This window comes from Cupriavidus agavae (genome assembly GCF_004217045.1).
Taxonomy (GTDB): domain Bacteria; phylum Pseudomonadota; class Gammaproteobacteria; order Burkholderiales; family Burkholderiaceae; genus Cupriavidus; species Cupriavidus agavae.
The window spans coordinates 315,852-334,468 of record NZ_SGXM01000002.1; the positions used below are offsets into that span (position 1 = coordinate 315,852).

Annotated in this window: 15 protein-coding genes; 6 read left to right on the forward strand and 9 right to left on the reverse strand. The window is 70.4% G+C overall.

Features of this window, described 5'->3' with window-relative positions; genetic code table 11:
- Positions 1-28 precede the first annotated feature (28 nt).
- Genes EV147_RS12515 through EV147_RS12555 form a run of 9 tightly spaced genes read right to left on the reverse strand, consistent with a single transcriptional unit; the run spans position 29 to position 12,164 of the window.
- Positions 29-1,396 carry a BatD family protein gene (locus EV147_RS12515; protein ID WP_130391507.1) on the reverse strand — a complete coding sequence of 456 codons (1,368 nt, stop codon included), beginning with the start codon at positions 1,394-1,396 and terminating at the stop codon, positions 29-31.
- Positions 1,393-3,036, reverse strand: coding sequence for a VWA domain-containing protein (locus tag EV147_RS12520; protein WP_130391773.1), 1,644 nt, complete (start codon positions 3,034-3,036; stop codon positions 1,393-1,395). The genes EV147_RS12515 and EV147_RS12520 overlap by 4 nt, the downstream gene beginning before the upstream one ends.
- On the reverse strand, positions 3,036-4,079 hold the full coding sequence (locus EV147_RS12525) for a vWA domain-containing protein (RefSeq protein WP_130391508.1): 1,044 nt from the start codon (positions 4,077-4,079) through the stop codon (positions 3,036-3,038). The genes EV147_RS12520 and EV147_RS12525 overlap by 1 nt, the downstream gene beginning before the upstream one ends.
- Positions 4,066-4,605, reverse strand: a complete 540-nt coding sequence (locus tag EV147_RS12530; RefSeq protein ID WP_130391509.1) for a DUF4381 domain-containing protein — start codon at positions 4,603-4,605, stop codon at positions 4,066-4,068. The genes EV147_RS12525 and EV147_RS12530 overlap by 14 nt, the downstream gene beginning before the upstream one ends.
- Positions 4,602-5,624, reverse strand: coding sequence for a DUF58 domain-containing protein (locus EV147_RS12535; RefSeq protein WP_130391774.1), 1,023 nt, complete (start codon positions 5,622-5,624; stop codon positions 4,602-4,604). The genes EV147_RS12530 and EV147_RS12535 overlap by 4 nt, the downstream gene beginning before the upstream one ends.
- A gap of 28 nt (positions 5,625-5,652) precedes the next feature.
- Positions 5,653-6,627, reverse strand: a complete 975-nt coding sequence (locus tag EV147_RS12540) for an AAA family ATPase (protein WP_130391510.1) — start codon at positions 6,625-6,627, stop codon at positions 5,653-5,655.
- Positions 6,624-9,173 carry a fused MFS/spermidine synthase gene (locus tag EV147_RS12545; RefSeq protein WP_130391775.1) on the reverse strand — a complete coding sequence of 850 codons (2,550 nt, stop codon included), beginning with the start codon at positions 9,171-9,173 and terminating at the stop codon, positions 6,624-6,626. Before EV147_RS12545 ends, EV147_RS12540 begins: the two co-directional genes overlap by 4 nt.
- Positions 9,174-9,187: 14 nt before the next feature.
- A complete protein-coding gene (locus tag EV147_RS12550) occupies positions 9,188-10,948 on the reverse strand; it encodes an arylsulfatase (protein ID WP_130391511.1) in 1,761 nt (586 codons plus the stop codon).
- A gap of 25 nt (positions 10,949-10,973) precedes the next feature.
- Positions 10,974-12,164, reverse strand: coding sequence for a formylglycine-generating enzyme family protein (locus EV147_RS12555; RefSeq protein WP_130391776.1), 1,191 nt, complete (start codon positions 12,162-12,164; stop codon positions 10,974-10,976).
- A 423-nt stretch (positions 12,165-12,587) separates the two neighbouring features.
- Between EV147_RS12555 and EV147_RS12560 the strand changes: the two genes are divergently transcribed.
- The 6 genes from EV147_RS12560 to EV147_RS12585 all read left to right on the forward strand — a co-directional run bounded on the left by EV147_RS12560 (position 12,588) and on the right by EV147_RS12585 (position 18,487).
- Complete coding sequence (locus EV147_RS12560) at positions 12,588-14,099, forward strand: efflux transporter outer membrane subunit (protein WP_407923221.1); 1,512 nt, start codon at positions 12,588-12,590, stop codon at positions 14,097-14,099.
- Between the two features lie 25 nt (positions 14,100-14,124).
- Positions 14,125-15,363: an HlyD family secretion protein gene (locus EV147_RS12565; RefSeq protein ID WP_130391512.1), complete on the forward strand. Its 1,239-nt coding sequence runs from the start codon at positions 14,125-14,127 to the stop codon at positions 15,361-15,363.
- On the forward strand, positions 15,360-16,913 hold the full coding sequence (locus EV147_RS12570; protein ID WP_130391513.1) for a DHA2 family efflux MFS transporter permease subunit: 1,554 nt from the start codon (positions 15,360-15,362) through the stop codon (positions 16,911-16,913). The genes EV147_RS12565 and EV147_RS12570 overlap by 4 nt, the downstream gene beginning before the upstream one ends.
- A gap of 84 nt (positions 16,914-16,997) precedes the next feature.
- Positions 16,998-17,726: an ABC transporter substrate-binding protein gene (locus tag EV147_RS12575; RefSeq protein ID WP_130391514.1), complete on the forward strand. Its 729-nt coding sequence runs from the start codon at positions 16,998-17,000 to the stop codon at positions 17,724-17,726.
- Between the two features lie 111 nt (positions 17,727-17,837).
- A complete protein-coding gene (locus tag EV147_RS12580; protein WP_235844709.1) occupies positions 17,838-18,239 on the forward strand; it encodes a DUF1090 domain-containing protein in 402 nt (133 codons plus the stop codon).
- Entirely contained in the window at positions 18,236-18,487 is a 252-nt protein-coding gene (locus EV147_RS12585; protein WP_130391516.1) for a hypothetical protein, read from the forward strand. Before EV147_RS12580 ends, EV147_RS12585 begins: the two co-directional genes overlap by 4 nt.
- Positions 18,488-18,617 lie beyond the last annotated feature (130 nt).

An 18,617-nucleotide genomic window follows, 5' to 3' on the forward strand; every position in this document is an offset into this window, starting at 1 on the left:
AACAGTGGGTGTGGAGATCTGCACATGGCTACCCCGGATTGAGCGAAGGAAGCGCCGAGTCACTGGTTTTCGACGCGAAAAGCGCCTTACTGCCGATATTTCGCTGCAAAGCCTCGCTCAGGGGCGTTGCATTCCAGCCACTGTCGGCGCGGCTGGTACCGAACAGCTGCCGCTGCAGCGCGGTCACGGCATCGAGCAGGGCGCGGTCCTCCGCTGACTCCGCCCACTGCGTCGGCGTGGCACCGTGCGCAGTTTGCGTCCATCTCAAAAGCGCCTCATACGTTTCTTTCGCCTTCCCGGCCCGGGTGGCTTCCAGCACCGCTTCGAACAGCGCATCGGCACTTCCGGCCCGGGCCAGCCGCTGGGCGGCCCAGCGTTGCCGCAATCGGATCAGAAACGGCCACGCGCGCCAGATCAGCAGACCCGCCACCAGACCCACCGCCAGCAGGCCCCCGCTCCACAGCACATTGCGCCAGGACGTGGCGCCTTCCGCCCCGAAGCTGCCTGACGGTGCCAGCGCGCCCGACACAGGGGCGGCCGACACCTTCACCTCGATGCCGGGTGCGGCCGAGTTCATCGGCTTGCCGGTGGCCGGATCGATCCAGTCGACCGTCATGGCCGGCAACCGGTAGGTGCCGGACCGCTCGAACACGTACGTGACGGCATCGATCCGCGTGCCGCCCGCTGCGGCGGGGTCGTCAGCGCGGTCGGTCAGGCGGGGGTCGGCGGCAAACACCCGCACACCGCGCGGCGCGGGCGCGTGCGGCGGGTGGATCAGCATCGCCTGGGTGTCGGGGGCGAAGGTCGTGACGGTCCGCACGAGGGCGTCGCCGGCCTGGAGATTCACGGCGCCGTCAGCGGCACCGTGGTCCCATGCCTGCGTGATGACGAGCCGCGCGACGGGCAGCCGTGGCGTGGTGCCGGCGGCGCCAGCCCTGACCGGCCCGCCGGCGCCGGCGCGGACCCGCGTGGACGGAAAAGTGACACTTCCGCCGCGCGGTGCGCCGTCCTCGCCGGCATAGGTGAAGCGCACGGTCGGCGTAGGCAGGTCGAAATCGCCGTCCTGTCCGGCCGTGAAGGCGTAGCGCTTGCGGATGCCGGCGTAGGCCACGCCGCCGATGGTCTCGGTCGAGTTCAGCGCGCGTTGCTCGGGCAGCGTGACCACGGCGCCCGGCACCTGCAGCGCCGGGAAGTCGGGCGCAGACATGAAGAAGTTGGGGGCCAGGATCGTGACATCGATACCGATCTGCTGCCCCACGCGCACCGGCTGCTGTGCCGCCACCTCCACCCTGACGAGCGGCGCGGCCGCAGCCCGCGCCACCACGGGGAACATGACCGCTGCCAGCCACAGCGCAGCCAGCCACCCGCCATGACGCCGCACTGCGCGGCGCATCATCGCCCCCCTGCCGGCGCGGCCGGCTGGCCCTGCTGCAGCGCGAACTTGCGTTGCAGCAGATCGGTCGGCGAGGTCTGGATCGCGCGCATCCACATCTCGGCATCCTGCGTCAGGCCGATCCGCATGGACTGGCCGCCCTGCTCCGGCGGCTTGGCGGCGTCGTACCTGATCTCGTCGGGCGGGATGTCGGGGGGCTCCTCCTGATCATCGGGCCGGGGCTTGTCCGCCGGCTTCTGCTGCGCCAGCAGTGCCTCCATCAGCGCCAGGTTGGCCGTGGCCGCCGGCCACTGCGGCTGGCGCCGCAGCGCCTGCCGATAGCGCGCCGCGGCCTGCTGGTACTGCCCCTGCCGCGCCAGCGCATCGCCCTGGTTGAAATCCGACTGCGGCGAATCGACCAGCGCGAAGCTCTGTACCGCCTGCGGGTACTGGCCGGCCCGGTACTGCGCGACGCCGCGCCACATGGCATCGTCGAACAGCGTCGCGGCGCGGGCGAAATCGCCCTGCTCGAACGCGCGGCGGCCCTGCTGGTCGTGCGTCAGCCACAGATCGGCAAAACGCCACGGCCGCGCCGCGCTGGCGGGCTCCTGCGCCTGCAGGTCGGGCGGCGGCATGGCCAGCGCCGCCAGCAGCAGCCCGGTGGTCCAGCGCACGGTCCAGCCCTTGCGGAACCACAGCATGGCCAGCAGCGAGATGGGCAGCACCAGCCACCAGCCTTCGTCCTGCCAGCGCGTCCGGTCGTCGGCCTGCATCTGTTCGAGGTGCGACTCGACATGGCGCTGCACCCACGCCACGTCATCGTCGCTGCCCGGCGTGAACGTTGCCACGGGCACGCCGCTATCCTCGCCGAACCGTTTCAGCGCCGCTACGTCGAGCCGGGCAAACACCCGGGCGCCGTCCTGTTCGACGAAGCTGCCTGCCGGTCCGCCGACATTGCGCAGCGGGCCGCCCTGTTCCGTGCCGATCGCCAGCACCACGGGCTGGCTGCGGCGGCTCTCGCCCTGCGCGCGGAAGGCTTTGCCCGCGGCGGGGTCCACCGCGTCGGTCAGGAACAGGATGGTGCCCGGCACCGGCTCGCGCGCCAGGTCGGCGTCGATGGTGCGCAGCGCCTGGGCCATGTCGCGGCCCGGCGCCGGCATGATGCGGGTCTGCAGCGCGTCGACAAAGCTCTGCAGCAGGGCGGTGTCGTCGGTCAGCGGCAGCACCAGGTGCGTGGAGCCCGCGTAGGCGTAGAGTGCCGTGCGCCCGCCGTCGCGATGCTTCAGCAGCGCCTTGATCTTGAGCTTGGCGCGTTCGAGCCGCGTGGGCGTGACGTCCGCCGCGTCCATGCTGCGCGACAGGTCCACCGCGATGGCCAGCGGGGCCTTGTCGTCGAGGAAAGGCGGCGCCTCCTGCCGCCAGCTCGGCCCGGCCAGCGCCACCGCGCCCAGGGCCAGCAGCAGCGCGGTCAGATGCACCGGCCGCAGCGCCAGCCGGCGGCGCTCGCCGATCATCAGCGCGTCGAGCAGATGCGGCGCGATGGCTTGCCGCCAGCGCCGCCGCACGTCGCCACGGCGCTGCACCGCCCACACCAGCAGCATGGCCGGCACCAGCCCCAGCAGCCACCACGGGCGCAGGAAGTGGAAGTGCGGGAGCGCCTCCATCACGGCCCTTCCCCTGCCGCGCCCGCCGCGCCCGCCGCACCGCCCTGCCCCGGCACGCGGCGCGGCGCCGCCGTCCAGGCCGAATAGCCGAACATCAGCGCCTGGTACAGCAGCACCAGCGCCAGCGCCGCGCCCAGCGGCCACATGAACAGTTCGCGGCGCGGCCGCCACGACAGCGTCGTCTGGTTGTGCGGCGTGATGCGGTCGAGCGTGGCGTAGATGGTCGCCAGCCCCGCCTGGTCGGCGCCGAAGAAATAGCGCCCGCCCGTCTGCGCGGCCAGCCGCTGGAGCCCGCCGAGGTCGACCTTCTCCTCGCCGGTGGCGTCAGGGTTGCCGATGCCGATGGTGTGCACCACCACCTTGCGCGCGCGGGCGATCTCTCCGGCGCGCTCGGGCGGCATCCGGCTGGCGGTGTCGTTGCCATCGGTCAGCACGATCAGCACCTTCTCGGGCGCCTGGCTGTGTTCGAACATCTTGATCCCGAGCCCGATGGCATCGCCCAGCGCCGTGCTCGGCCCGGCCATCCCCGGCAGCAGGTCGCCGATCAGCGTCTGCACGAGCCGGTGATCCATCGTGAATGGCGCCAGCGGATACGGCGCATCGCCAAACACGATCAGGCCGAGGCGGTCGCCAGGGCGCCGCGCCACGAAGCCGCTCACCACCTGCCGCACCGCCGCCACGCGCGGAATCAGCGCACCGGACGGGTCGCGGAAATCGCGGGTATCCATCGACTGGGACAGGTCCAGCGCAATCAGCAGGTCGCGCGCCGGCTGCACCTTCTCGATCGGGGCTTCAAGGAACTGGGGCCGCGCCAGTGCCGAGACCACCAGCGCCCAGGCCAGCGGCGCCAGCACCCACTGCAGGCGATTGCGGCGCGGCACCACGGCGCCGCTGGCTGGCGTCAGGCCGGCGGCGCTGGCTACCTCGCCGAAGAACGGCAGGCGCACGGACGGGCTTTCCTCGCGGTATGGCGGCAGCCACCACCACAGCAGCAGCGGCAACGGCAACAGCGCGAACAGCCACGGATAGTCAAACTGGAGCATGGTGTTCGGCGATCCAGCGGCGGCACGCGGCGGCCACGGCCTGCACCTGCGCGGCGGGCCATTGGGCCAGCGCCGCGTCGTCGCGGTACTCGGCGTCGTGCACCAGTGTGGAGAGCAGCGGCACCGCGTCCCGTGCCCGCCCCGCGTGCGCCTGCAGGAATGCCGCCCAGCCCGCGCCGGACAGGCTGGCCACCTCGGCGCGCGGCCAGGCGGCCAGGGCGGTACGCTTGAGCAGCACGGCCATGTCCCGCAGCGCGGCGGCCTGCCGCGCGGGATCGGCCTGCATCGCCACGCCGGCCAGCGCCGCCAGCGCTTCGCGCCGGTAGCGGTTGGCGCGATAGCGCCGCCAGGCCCGCCAGCCAGCCCACGCCAGCGCGAGCAGCAGCACGCCTGCCAGGATTGGCCAGCCGATGGTCTGCGGCGCCCAGGACGGCGGCGGCGGCGTGACGATATCGGCCAGCTTCGCCAGCGAGACCACGCCAGCGCCATCGGCCGCCCCGGGTGCGGTGCTCTGCGTCAGGCTCATCGCGCCGCTCCCGGGCGCTGGCGTACCGGCGCCTGCTGCAGCGGCCGTCCCAGCAGACGGCGCAGCTGCAGCGCCGTCTGCTCGGCCGCCGAGAGCGGCAGCAGCGGCACGCCGATGGCGTGGTGCCAATCCAGCAAGGCCCGCGCATGGGCATCGACGAACTCGCCGATGCCGCGCCGCGTGGCGGCATGGCCGAAGCCCAGCTCCACCTGCAACTCGCCGTCGCTGACCACCAACTGGCCCGATTCCGGCAGTTCGCTGAGGAATGGATCATGAACGAGGATCGTCAGCAGGTCGTTGCGCCCCGCCATCCCCAGCATCAGGTCGCGCGTGCGCGTGTCGTGGCCGTCGAAATCGCTGATGACGATGACCAGCCAGTCGTGGCCAGCCATGCGCGCGGCGCGCTCCAGCGCCGCGTCGAGCTGTGCCGCGGAACGCCGCGCCGGCGAATCGGCGCGCAACGCCTGGCTGAACCGCGCAATGCCGCCGAGCAGATGCTGGACCGACTCGCGGCTGTGGCGCGGCGCGAAGACCTCGGCGTCCTGGTCGCCAAAGACGATGCCGCCAACGCGGTCGCCCTCGGCCAGCACGCGCCAGGCGGCCAGCGCGGCGGCCTCGGCGGCGCTGACCGATTTCATCGCGCGGCGGCTGCCGAAGAACATGTTGATGCGCTGGTCCACCACGATCAGCACCGGGCGGTCCTTCTCCTCGGTGTAGACACGCACGTGCGGCTGGCCGGTGCGCGCCGTCACGCGCCAGTCCATGCTGCGGATGTCGTCGCCGGGCAGGTACAGGCGCAGTTCCTCGAAGGTCAGGCCGCGCCCGCGCACCTTGGACGCATGCCGGCCGGCCAGCACGCTGTGCCCCGGCTGGCGCGGCCGGAAGTGGAAATCGCGCGCCGCCACTTCCAGCGCGGCCAGCGCCGCCACGTCGACACTGACGCCGGGCACGGCGCCGGAGGCATGGGTCTGCGCGGCGGTCGGCGCGGCACGGGCGATGGCGCGGAAGGGCAGGCGCATCGGCGGCATCGGTGTCTCCCGGCCCGCTTCAGGCCACCGCCACCCGCTGCACGAGCCGGTCCAGCGCGGCATCGGCGCTGACGCCGGCCGCGTGCGCCTCGTACGACAGGATCAGCCGATGGCGGAACACATCGTGGACCACCGCCTGCACATCGTCCGGCGTGACGAAATCGCGCCCCTGCAGCCAGGCATGCGCGCGGGCCACCTTGTCGAGGCCGATCGACCCGCGCGGGCTGACCCCTACCTGGATCCACTTGCCGAGGTCGTCGTCCACCGGCCCCGGTTCGCGCGTGGCCTGTACCAGCGCCACCACATAGCGCGCCACGGCCTCGCTGACATGGATGCCATGGATCTCCGCGCGTGCCGTGAAGATCGCCTCGGGCGCGAGCCGCACCGCGGGCGCGGCGCCATGGCCGGCGGCGCCGGCTTCTTCCTCGCGCGCCAGCCTGACGATCTCGGCCTCGGCCGCCGTGTCGGGATAGCCCACGCTGATGTGCATCAGGAACCGGTCCATCTGGGCCTCGGGCAGCGGATAGGTGCCCTCCTGCTCGATGGGGTTCTGCGTCGCCATCACCAGGAACAGCGGTTCCAGCCGGTGCGTGGTGGCGCCCACCGTGACCTGGCGCTCCTCCATCGCTTCGAGCAGCGCGGCCTGCACCTTGGCCGGCGAGCGGTTGACCTCGTCGGCCAGCACCAGATTGGCGAAGATCGGCCCCGGCTGGAAGCGGAACTCGCCCCTGCCGCCCTCGGTGAAGTAGACCTCCGAGCCGGTGATGTCGGCCGGGAGCAGGTCGGGCGTGAACTGGATCCGCGACAGGCCCGCGTCCAGATTGCGCGCCAGCATCTTGATGGCCCGCGTCTTGGCCAGCCCCGGCAAACCCTCCACCAGCAGGTGCCCGTCGGCCAGCAGCCCCAGCAGCAGGCGCTCGATCATGCGCGCCTGGCCGACGATCGATTCACCCATGCGCTGCTGCAGGGCCAGCACATCGTCGCGCGCGCTCATGGGGCGGCTCCGGCCGGGGCCCGCCGCTCGGCACGCGCGGCCCGGCCGCCGACGAACCACGCGTAGTAGGGATTGTCCGGGTCGGCGCGCACGGCCTGCCGGATGTGGCTGGCCCAGGCGTCGCGGTCACCACGGTAGGCATCGAGTCCGGCGCGATAGAACGTATGCAGCACGCTGCGCTCGTGCCGCAGCTCGCGCCAGGCATCATCGTCGGCGCCGGCCAGCGGCGGGTCGCCCTGCAAGGCCAGCAGCTTCGAAAGCGTTTCGGGGAACGCGTCGCGCCGTACCCAGCCGGCGTACTCGATGCGCGGGCGGTCGTCGGTCACGGCCGGCGCGTCGGCGGCGTACCATTCGAGCCCGGCGCGGTCGGTGACCCACGTGGCCAGCAGCGCGGCCGGCGAGCGCACCCCCACGGCCTGCAGCGCAGACGCCACCGAGGGCTGGGCAAAGCGGGAGCGAATGCGATCGAGGTCCAGTTCGAGCGGGGAAAGGGAGCCAACCAGCATCATCTCGTGCAGCTCCGTGGTCCACAGCGTGGCGTGCGGAAAGACGTCGAGGAAGCTGCGCACCAGCATGCGGGTGTCCTCGTCGTTCTGCGTCGGCAGTGGCAGCCATTGCGCGACTATTCCGCCCTGCTGCAGCCGCGCGGCCGCCAGCCGGTAGAAATCGGTCGAATACAGGTTCACCACGCCCGCCGCCGATGGGGGCGGCGGCTCCAGCGTGATCAGGTCGTAGCGCTGCGTGCTCTGCAGCAGTTCGCGGCGGCCGTCGCGCAGGCGGATCTCCATGCGGGGATCGCTGGCGACGCCGAAGTTGCCCTGGAACCCGGCGGCGGCGCGGGCCACCGGCGGCAGCAGTTCGGCCACCACGCGCTGCTCCAGCCCCGGCCAGGCCAGCGTGGCGCCCGCCGTGATGCCGGTACCGAGGCCGATCACCAGCGTGGACCTGGGCGTGCCGTTGTGGAGGATCAGCGGCAGCAGCGCCTGCAGCCGCATGTAGCGCAGCGAGGTCATGGCGTCGCCGGAGTTCGACACGCCCTGGATGTAAAGGCGCCGGAAGCGGTTGCTCGACGACGCCTGCTCCACCACCGCCACCGTCGCACCGCGCCCTTCCTCGTAGAACACCAGCTCGCCACCCCTGGCGCGCGCCAGCAGCGAGGCGAGCCGGTCCACCGGCGCCAGCGCGGCGGCGACCACGGCCAGCACGCCGATCATCGGCACCGTCCAGCGCAGCGCCGGGCGCACGTCCCGGCCCAGTGCCACGGCGGCAAGGCCGACCACCGCCGCCGATACCGCCAGCAGCGACAGCGTCCTGACCAGTCCAAGTTGCGGCACCAGCACGAAGCCGGCCAGCACCGAGCCCGCGATGCCGCCCAGCGTATTGAGCGCCATGACCATGCCCACCCCGGCCCCGACGCGCCGGCCGTCCACGCTCACGCGCAGCACGAACGGAAAGGCCGCGCCGAGCAACAGCGTCGGCACGAACACCACCGACAGCGCGGCCAGCGCAAAGCTCGCGCAGGCGGCCAGCAGCGGGCTGGCCGTCATACCCTGCACCCAGACGGACACGCTTGCCTGCGCGCGCAGCAGCCACTCGCCGAGCAGCACGAATTCCAGCAGCGCCACCAGGCCGGCGCCGGCCACCAGCAGGCCGAAGACGCCCCACGGATCGCGCGCCCGCGCGGCGTGGCGCGCCGCCAGCGCGCTGCCGAGGGCGAGGCCGGCCAGATAGGTCGCCAACACCACGGTGAACGCAAACGTGCGCGTGCTGAGGAACTGCACGATGGCCTGCGACCAGACCACCTCGTAGCCCAGTGCAACGCCGCCCGCCGCCGCGTACAAACCCAGGGCCAGACGGCCGTTGGCGCGCACCTCGCCAGCCGGTTTGCCCGCCACGGCACCGGCCGGCGCCGCCAGTGGCTGCGCCCGCCCCGCCAGCCACCACGCCACCAGCGCCGCCGCGCCGTTGAGCACGCCGGCCGCCACGGCGCTGCCGAGGATGCCGAGCCAGGGCACCAGCACGAAGCCCGCCAGCAGCGTACCGGCGATCGCCCCGGCGGTATTGGCCGCGTAGAGCCGCCCGCCCTGCGCGCTGACACCCTCGTCGTCGTCCCGGCGCATCGCGCGCATCAGCACGGGCAGCGTCCCGCCCATCGCCGCGGCGGGCACGATGACCAGCACGAACAGCACGGCCCAGGCCAGCCAGCCCGTGCGCTGCTCCAGCCAGGCGAACGGCATGGCCGCATGCGCCAGCGCCACGGTGGCGCCGACGCCGAGCACCAGCACGGCCACTTCGAGCCATGCGTAGAGCCGCAGCGGCTGGCCGTGGCGGTCGGCCACGCGGCCCAGCAGCCAGCCGCCCAGCGCCAGCCCGGCGAAGAACGCGCTGACGGCCGTGGTGACCGCATGCACGTCGACCCCGACCACCAGCGACAACTGGCGGATCCACACCACCTGGTAGGTCAGTCCGGCCGCACCCGACGCGAACAGCAGGACGGCGGCCCAGCGCCATGCCGGGTCGGCTGTCCTGTCCCGCTGCGCCACCATGGGAAGTGACGCCATCACTTCTTCTTCATCGCTTCTTCGATCTTGCGGTCAACGTCCTCGCGCACCTGGTCGATGCTGAAGCTGGCCGGACGCTGGCTCGGCGGATAGTTGATGAAGGTCTGCAGGAATGCCGCCGCCTTCATGGTCGCCACCTCCGTCAGATAGACGTTCTTGGCCAGCCAGTCGTTGTACTGGTCGGAGACGATGTCCGCGCGCTCGTACGGGTCCATGCGCAGGTTGAAGATCTTGGGCACCCGCAGGCACTTGAACGGGTCCTGCCAGACCTGGAAGCCGCCCGGCGTGGTCTGCTCGCAGAACACGGCCTTCCAGTTGTCGAAGCGCATCGCCACCAGCACCCCATCGTCGTTGAAGTAGTAGAACTCGTTGCGCGCGCCCTTGTTGGTCTGGCCGGTCAGGTAGGGCAGCTGGTTGTAGCCGTCCAGGTGGACCTTGGCGTTCTTGCTGCCAATCGAGGCGCCCTTGAACAGGCGGTCCTTGATGTCGCCGTCGCCCACGGCCGCCAGCAGCGTCGGGAACCAGTCCAGCCCCGAGAACATCTCGTTGCTGACCGTGCCCGGCTTGACCTTGCCGGGCCAGCGGATCATGGCCGGCACGCGGAACGCGCCCTCCCAGTTGGTGTCCTTTTCGCTGCGGAACGGCGTGGTGGCCGCATCGGGCCAGGACCACTGGTTCGGCCCGTTGTCGGTGGTGTAGATGACGATGGTGTTGTCTGCCACCTTCAGGTCGTCGAGCGTCTTGAGCAGCTTGCCTACGTCGCCGTCGTGCTCGACCATGCCGTCGGCGTACTCGTTGCCCGGCATGCCGCTCTGGCCCCGCATCGACTCCCGCACGTGGGTGTAGGCATGCATGCGCGTGGTGTTCATCCAGACGAAGAAGGGCTTGTCGGCCTGCACCTGCTTCGTGATGAACTTCTGCGCGGCGTCGGTCGTCTCGTCGTCGATGGTCTCCATGCGCTTGGTGGTCAGCGGCCCGGTGTCCTCGATCTTGCCGTCGGCCGTGGAGTGCAGCACACCGCGCGGCGAGAAGTTCTTCACGAACGGGTCGTTCTTGTCTTGCGGCCAGTACGGGCGCTGCGGCTCCTCCTCGGCGTTCAGGTGGTACAGGTTGCCGTAGAACTCGTCGAAGCCGTGCCTGGTCGGCAGGTACTCGTCGCGGTCGCCCAGGTGGTTCTTGCCGAACTGGCCGGTGGCGTAGCCCAGCGGCTTGAGCGCCTCGGCAATGGTGATGTCGCGCGCCTGCAGGCCCACGGTGGCACCGGGCACGCCCACCTTGGAGAGCCCGGTGCGCAGCGGCGACTGGCCGGTGATGAAGGTCGAGCGGCCGGCCGTGCAGCTGTTCTCGGCGTAGTAGTCGGTAAACATCATCCCTTCGCGGGCGATCCGGTCGATGTTCGGCGTGCGGTAGCCCAGCACGCCCATGCTGTACGCGCTGATATTGGTCTGGCCGATGTCGTCGCCGAAGATCACCAGGATGTTGGGCTTCTTGCCCGAGGTGTTGACGGCCGCAGGCGCGGAGGCGGCGTCGGGCGCCACCGGGATGTTGGACTGCGCCGGCGGCTGGGCCGGCGCGGTGTTCACGGGCGCGGCGGGCGCGCCTGCCGTGGGCGCGGGCGCCGGCTGCTGGGCGGCCGGCGCCGGCTTGGCCGGATCGTCGGCCTTCTTGCAGCCCGCCAGCGCCGCCATGGCGATCGCGACGGCAGCCATGGCAAAACGCGCATCGCGCCTTGCCGGGATCGAGACTTTCATTCGTTGCATTGCTGCTCCCGGTAGTTGCACTGCCTCAACCTGCGTCCGGCACGCCTGGCGCGCCCGTCTTCCGTGTTGCCTGCTGACGCTTCTGCGCCCAGCTTCCTTCGTCCATGACCAGCCGGAAGCCAAGGTGCGACATGCTGTTGTACGGGTCCGTCCCGCGCCGCGCGCTGGGCCGGTAGCTCAGGCAGTAGTCCTCGTTGCAGAGGAACGAGCCGCCCCGCGTGACCCGCTTGGGCGCATCGAGCGGCACGCCGGGCTCGGATGGGTCCCATGAAGCCAACGGCCCGGCCGGGTTCTCGATCAGCCGCGCGCTGGCGGCCTCGCGCCGGAACTGGTCGGCCCGGTACCAGTCGGCCACCCACTGCCACGCGTTGCCCGTCATGTCGGACAGGCCATAGCCATTGGGCGGAAAGGTGCCCACCGGACTGGTGCCAAGCGCGCCGCCGGCCTTGGGGCTGACCACGGGGAATGGCTGGCGCTGCTGGCCCTGCCAGACATTGGCCATCTGCCTGCCTTCGGGAGTGAACTGTTCGCCCCATGCGTAGGTGGCCTGTTCGAGCCCGCCACGCGCGGCAAACTCCCACTCCGCCTCGGTGGGAAGCCGTTTGCCGGCCCACCGGGCATACGCCTGGGCATCCTCGTACGAAACCTGCACGACCGGGTGGTTGTCCTTGCCATCGATGGAGCTGCCGGGGCCGTTCGGGTGGCGCCAGTCGGCGCCGGGCACGTAGCGCCACCAGCGCGAGTAGTCCTGCAGCGGCACCGGCCCCGGCGTGCCCACGAACACCATGCCGCCCGCCACCATCGCGCTGTCGGGCGGGCGCGGCGTGCCGGGTGGCAACTGGACACGGAGGGTTTCCCAGGCGGGTGCCCGCTCGGCGGTAGAGATATAGCCGGTGGCTTCCACGAACTTGCGGAATTCGGCATTGGTGACGTGGTGCTGGTCCATCCAGAAGGCGTGGACCCGTACCTTGTGCGCGGGCTTCTCGTTGGGCTGGGCCTGCTTGCTGTCGCTGCCCATCAGGAATTCGCCGCCCGGCACGCGCACCATGCCGGCCGGACCGGACATCCCATCGCCCACGACGACGGCCGGCACGGCGGGCGCGCGGCCCGACGCGTACCACCAGAAGGCGCCGGCACCCAACGCCATGCAGGCGCAGAGCGTGGCCGCGAGCAGCGCCTTCTGGCTGCGCATCCGCCCGCCCATGCGCCCTGCCATGCCCGGGCGCCGGTGGTCCGCCGCCGCATCGATGCCGCTACCGCTTCCGCCCATAGTGATTCCCTCTGCATCCGGAGGCCGCACGAAAGTACGGTAACCATAGTGTCAGAGGACGGCAGCAATCAGAAGTCAGCGTTTTAGCACTTTCGGGTACCAGTGATTTAAAGATTTCTGCGAAATCAGCGCGCGCCGGCAGCATGGCTCCGGGCCTGCCGGGCGCTCCCGGGCGCCTATTGCGCCCCGTCCCGGGGGCCCCGGGCACCGGCGCCCGGCCGTTGACGTGCTTTCCGGCAAAAGCCCTTCCGGAGCGGAATTCCGGGTCTGCCGCAGCGGCGTATCTTGCGGCCAGTTGTCGCTAACCCATGACATCCAGCACGGGCCGGCGAGAGACACGCAAAGCTCAGCTACCTGGAGTTGCCTGCCATGACCCTGACCATGACGAATGCCAAGCGCGGATTCGCCAGCCCGCCTTCCGTCCGGCGCGCCGTGACGCCCGCGCTCGCCGCCCTCGTGCTCGCCCTCGGCGGGTGCGTGAACTATGGCGGCATCCATAGTGACCGGCAGATCACCACGCCGGACCAGTACGCCACCGCCAACAGCCTCCCGGCGCAGGGCGGACAATGGCCGTCCACGGCATGGACCGACCAGTTCGGCGATCCGCAGTTGACGCAACTCGTGGCCGAGGCGCTGCAGGGCAGCCCGACCGTGGCGCAGGCCAAGGCCCGGCTCGACAAGGCGAGCTCGTACGTGGCGGCGTCGCGCGCCACGCTCTACCCGCAGGCCGACGGCAGCGTCAGTGCCACCCGCCTGCGGTTGTCCGAGAACCTGGCCCCGCCGCCGTTCGGTGGCAACTGGTACAGCGATTTCAGCACGCTCGCCAGTGCCTCGTGGGATCTCGACCTGTGGGGCAAGAACCGCGCGCGGGTGGCGCAGTCCGTGTCGCAGCAGAAGGCCGCCGACGCCGACCTGCAGCAGGCGCGCGTCACGTTGGCCACCTCGGTGGCCCGCACCTACAACCGGCTGGCCCAGCTCTATGCGCTGCGCGAGATCGCCAGCAACGAAGTGGATGACCGCACCGCCATGGGCCGGATTGCCGATGACCGGGTGGCCGCAGGGCTCGATACCAACGTGGACCAGCAGACCGCACGCGGCAACGTGGCCACCAGCCGTGCCAGCCTGAGCCAGTACGACGGCGAGATCGAGGTGGTCCGCTACCAGCTGGGTGCGCTGCTCGGCGAGGGTCCGGACCGGGGGCTGAAGATCGCCCAGCCGACGCTCGGCATTGGCGCGAGCGTCGCGCTGCCCGACACACTGCCCGCCGATCTGCTCGCGCGGCGCCCAGACATCGTTGCCGCCCGCTGGCAGGTGGAGGCGGCGCTTCAGGACGTGAAGGAGGCGAAGGCCGAGTTCTTCCCCGACGTCAACCTGTCGGCCAGCCTGGGGCTCGATGCGCTGGGCTGGGGCCGCCTGCTGAAGGCGTCGAGCCGGCAGCTCAGCGTGGGCCCGGCCATCCACCTGCCGATCTTCGACGCGGGCGCCCTGCGCGCCCAACTCAAGGGGCGCTACGCGGATGTGGATGCGGACGTGGCGAACTACGACCAGACCCTGGTCAACGCGCTGTCCGAGGTGGCCACGCAGGTCTCGAAGATCCGCTCGACCGACCGGCAACTGGCCGACGCCCGGCAGGCGCAGGCCGCGTCCACACGGGCATACGACCTGGCCTTCGGCAACTACAAGGCCGGGCTGGCGCCGCAACTGCTGGTGCTGCAGGCCGATGAGACGCGGCTCGCCGCCGTGCAGTCGGCCACCAATCTCGCCATGCAGCGGCGCGACCAGCAAATGGCATTGATCCATGCGCTGGGCGGCGGGTTCGACGCGCAGGCCGAAGGGCTGGCGACACCCGAGGCATCGCCCCCCGGCGCCGCGCACCACTAAGACATTCCCCATCCGGAGACCCACCATGCAACCCTCTTCCCAGCCGCCCGTGGCGGCCGACCCCACCACGAAACACGGCCCCCGCCGACGCATGCTGGCCTTGCTGGCGCTTGCCGTCGCCGGCACCGGCATGGCCGCCGGCGCCTGGTACTGGCTGGTGGGGCGCTACCACCAGACTACCGACGACGCCTACGTCAACGGCAACGTGGTACAGATCACCCCGCAGGTCACCGGCACCGTGATCGCCGTGCGCGCCGACGACACGCAGACGGTGCATGAAGGCCAGCCGCTCGTGGAACTCGACGCCGCCGACGCCCGCGTGACCCTGCAACGGGCCGAGGCAAAGCTTGCCCAGACCGTGCGCCAGGTCAAGGGCCTGTTCGTCGATGATGCCCAGTACGCCGCGCAGGTGGCCGTGCGCGAAGCCGACTTCGCCCGTGCGCAGGAAGACCTGCGCCGCCGGCTGTCGGTCTCGCAGACCGGTTCGGTGTCGCAGGAAGATGTCTCGCACGCCCATGACGCCGTGCGCAGCGCCCAGGCCGCGCTCGATGCCGCGCGGCAGCAACTGGCCGCCAACCGCGCCCTCACGATCAATACGACGATTGCCACCCACCCCGACGTGCAGGAGGCCGCGGCGCAGGTCCGCGACGCCTACCTGGCCAATGCCCGCAACCTCCTGCCAGCGCCGGTCAACGGCTACGTGGCCGAGCGTTCGGTACAGGTGGGCCAGCGCGTGTCGCCGGGCACGCCGCTGATGGCGGTCGTGCCGCTGCAGGACGTCTGGGTCGATGCCAACTTCAAGGAGGTGGAACTGGCGCACCTGCGCGTGGGGCAGCCGGTCACGCTGACGGCCGACGCGTACGGATCGTCCGTGGTCTACCACGGCCGCGTGGCCGGGTTCTCCGCCGGCACCGGCTCGGCGTTCTCGCTGCTGCCCGCGCAGAACGCCACGGGCAACTGGATCAAAGTGGTACAGCGCGTGCCGGTGCGCATCGCGCTCGATCCGCGCGAACTGACCGCGCACCCGCTCCGCATCGGCCTGTCGATGCAGGCGGACGTGGACATCCACGACCAGACCGGCGGCGCGCTGGCGAAAGCGCAGCAGGCCACCGCCTACCAGACCGATGTCTTCGCCAGGTACGGCGACCAGGCCGATGCGGAGATCGCGCGGATCGTCGCCGCCAACGCGGGGCTGGGCACGGCACAGGGCACAGCGCAAGGAGACGCGCACCTGGCGATGCGCAGGAAGGCGAGCGCCACATGACACAGACCGCCGCCCCACCCCCGCCGCTGCAGGGCGGCCAGCTCGTGCTGGCCACCATCGCCGTGGCGCTTGCCACGTTCATGAACGTGCTCGATACGTCGATCGCCAACGTGGCCATCCCCACGATCTCGGGCAACCTGGGCGTCTCCGTCGACCAGGGCACCTGGGTCATCACCGTGTTCGCGGCGGCCAATGCCGTGTCGATTCCGCTCACCGGCTGGCTGACGCAGCGTCTGGGCGATATCCGCCTGTTCGTCGGTTCGATCCTGCTGTTCACGCTGGCGTCGTGGCTGTGCGGCATCGCCCCGAACCTGCCGGTCCTGCTCGTGGCACGCGTGCTGCAGGGCGCCGTGGCCGGCCCGCTGATCCCGATGTCGCAGGCCATCCTGCTCGGCTCCTATCCCAAGGAGAAATCGGCCACCGCGCTCGCGCTCTGGGGCATGACCGCCACCGTGGGGCCGATTGCCGGGCCGCTGCTGGGCGGGTGGATCACCGACAGCTACAGCTGGTCGTGGATCTTCTATATCAATATCCCGGTCGGCATCTTCGCCGCCTCGGTGACCTGGATGTTGTACCGCAACCGGCAGGGCCCCACGCGCCGGACACCGATTGACGTGGTGGGACTCGGGCTGCTCGTCGCCTGGGTCGGATCGCTCCAGATCATGCTCGACAAGGGCAAGGACCTCGACTGGTTCAGCTCGCCCGTGATCATCGTCCTGGCCATCACGGCGGTGATCACCTTCCTGCTGTTCCTGATCTGGGAGCTGACCGAGGCCAACCCGATCGTGGACCTGCGGTTGTTCACGCAGCGCAACTTCCTGGGTGGCACCATCGCCATCTCGGTGGCCTACGCGGTGTTTTTCGGCAACCTCGTCCTGCTGCCGCAATGGATGCAGGAGTACCTGAACTACCGTTCCGTCGATGCCGGACTGGTCACGGCGCCGCTGGGCATCTTCGCGCTGCTGCTCTCGCCGGTGGTGGGCCGCTTCCTGTCGCCGCGCAATGCCCGGATGGTCGCCACGCTGTCGTTTCTCGGCTTCGCGGGCGTGTTCTACATGCGCACCGCGTACGTGACCAACATCGACACCTGGCACCTGGTGCTGCCCACGCTGCTGCAGGGCATTCCGATGGCGTTGTTCTTCGTGCCGCTCACCTCGATCATCCTGTCCGGCCAGCCCGCCGGCAAACTGGCCGACGCGGCGGGCCTGTCCAACTTCGTGCGGGTTTTCTGCGGCGCAGTCGGCACGTCGATCGCCGGCAACGAGTGGAACAACCGTACGGTGCTCCACCATGTGCGGCTGACCGAGCAGGCCAGCATCGGCCATCCGGCCTTCGCGCACCAGATCGAGGCCGCGCAGGCGCTGCTGCACCTGAACCCGGCCTCCGCGCATGCGCTATTCGACGCCACCGTCACCGCGCAGGCCGCCATGCTGGGGCTCAACGACATCTTCTACGTCTCGGCCGGGCTCTATCTGCTGATCATCCCGCTGATCTGGATCACCCGGCCGGTGAAGGGCGACGGCAAGGGATCGGCCATCGTGGCGCACTGAAGGCGCACTGAAGGCGGGCCGTCGGCGGGCGGCGGGCGCGATTGCGGTAAGCTTGCCGCCATCCCTTGTGACCCGCCGCCGTCCATGACCTCCCAAGACATCGTCCAGGCTTTCGCACCCACCGGCACGCTGCGCGCCGCCATCAACCTCGGCAACCCCATCCTCGCCCATCGCACCACGGCGGGCAGCGCGGGCGGCGTGTCGGTCGATCTGGCCACGGCGCTCGCCACGCGGCTGGGGGTGCCGCTGGAACCGGTGGTGGTCGACACGGCGGGCCGCGCCGTCGATATCGTCGCGGCGGACGAGGCCGACATCGGCTTCTTCGCGATCGATCCCCGGCGCGGCGCCAGCATTGCGTTCACGGCGCCCTATGTGCTGATCGAAGGCTACTACCTGGTCCGTGACGATTCCCCGGTCCGCACCAACGCCGACGTGGACCGCCCCGGCACGCGCGTGGTGGTCGGCCAGGGCAGCGCCTACGACCTCTACCTGACGCGCGAACTGCAGCAGGCCGAGATCGTCCGGGCGCCCTCCTCGCAGACCGTGGTGAAGACGTTCCTCGAAGCCAGCCATGACGTGGCCGCTGGCGTGAGGCAGCAACTGGAATCGGACATCGCCGGGCTGCCCGGCCTGCGGCTGCTTGGCGAGCGCTTCATGGTGATTCGCCAGGCGATGGGCGTGCCCAAGTCGCGCGGCGACGCTGCCGCGGCCTTCCTGGCAGGTTTTGTCGAGGACATGAAGGCGTCGGGGCGCGTCGCCGAGGCGCTGCGCGCGCACGACGTCCACGGTGCCACGGTCGCGCCTGCGGCCTGATCGTTGCCGACTGGCGGCAAAAGGCGTCTCATGCGCCGCTTTCGTGCGCACAGATGGGCCAATCGCAGATATGCTGACCGTTGCCCAGCACCCGACAGGAGCCCGACGATCGTGAAACAACCCCTTGGATTCACCCTTGCCCTGCTTTGCGCCACTGCGGTGGCGCCTGTCTGGGCGCAGGGAGAGCGTTGTGACGCCAAGCGTGTCTCGCTGGAAAAGGAGATTGCCTACGCGAAGGCGCACGGCAATGCGCAACGCGTGGCCGGCCTGGAAACGGCGCTTGCCAACGTGAAGGCAAACTGCACCGATGCCTCGCTCGATGCCCGCCAGCAGAAAAGGATCCGCGCGGCGCAGGACAAGGTCGAAGAGCGCCAGCGCGATCTCGACAAGGCAAAGGCCGACGGCAAGAGCCAGTCGAAGATCGACCAGCGTCAGCGCAAGCTCGACGACGCCCATCAGGAACTGGAGCGCGCCCAGATCGGGGCCGCCACCGCCAACCAGGGAAAGCCATGAAGAAAGCCACCAAGAAGAAATACCTGAAAGCACTGAACAGCGGCCTGCAGGCGGAGCTGGGCAAGGACGCCGGCGCGAAGTTCGTCTTCCACCCGGCCGGCGCCAGGTCGAAGGATGCCACCGGCGTGACCGCCAGCGAGGGCAGCGACGCGCAGACGCTGGAAGCCATGGAGCGGGTGCAGGCGCGCGTGTTCGCCGAATTCTCCGCCCCGGAGAAACGGCGGCGCAGCGAGCCGAAAGCGCAGTAGTTATCACATGCAACAAAAAGTAACCGCAGACGTGAAGTGTGCGTTTCAATTGCCATACTGCTCTGTAGCGGCTACTTAACATTTTCGGCAGATCCTGACATTTTCAGGACACTGCCGATGCCATGACAAA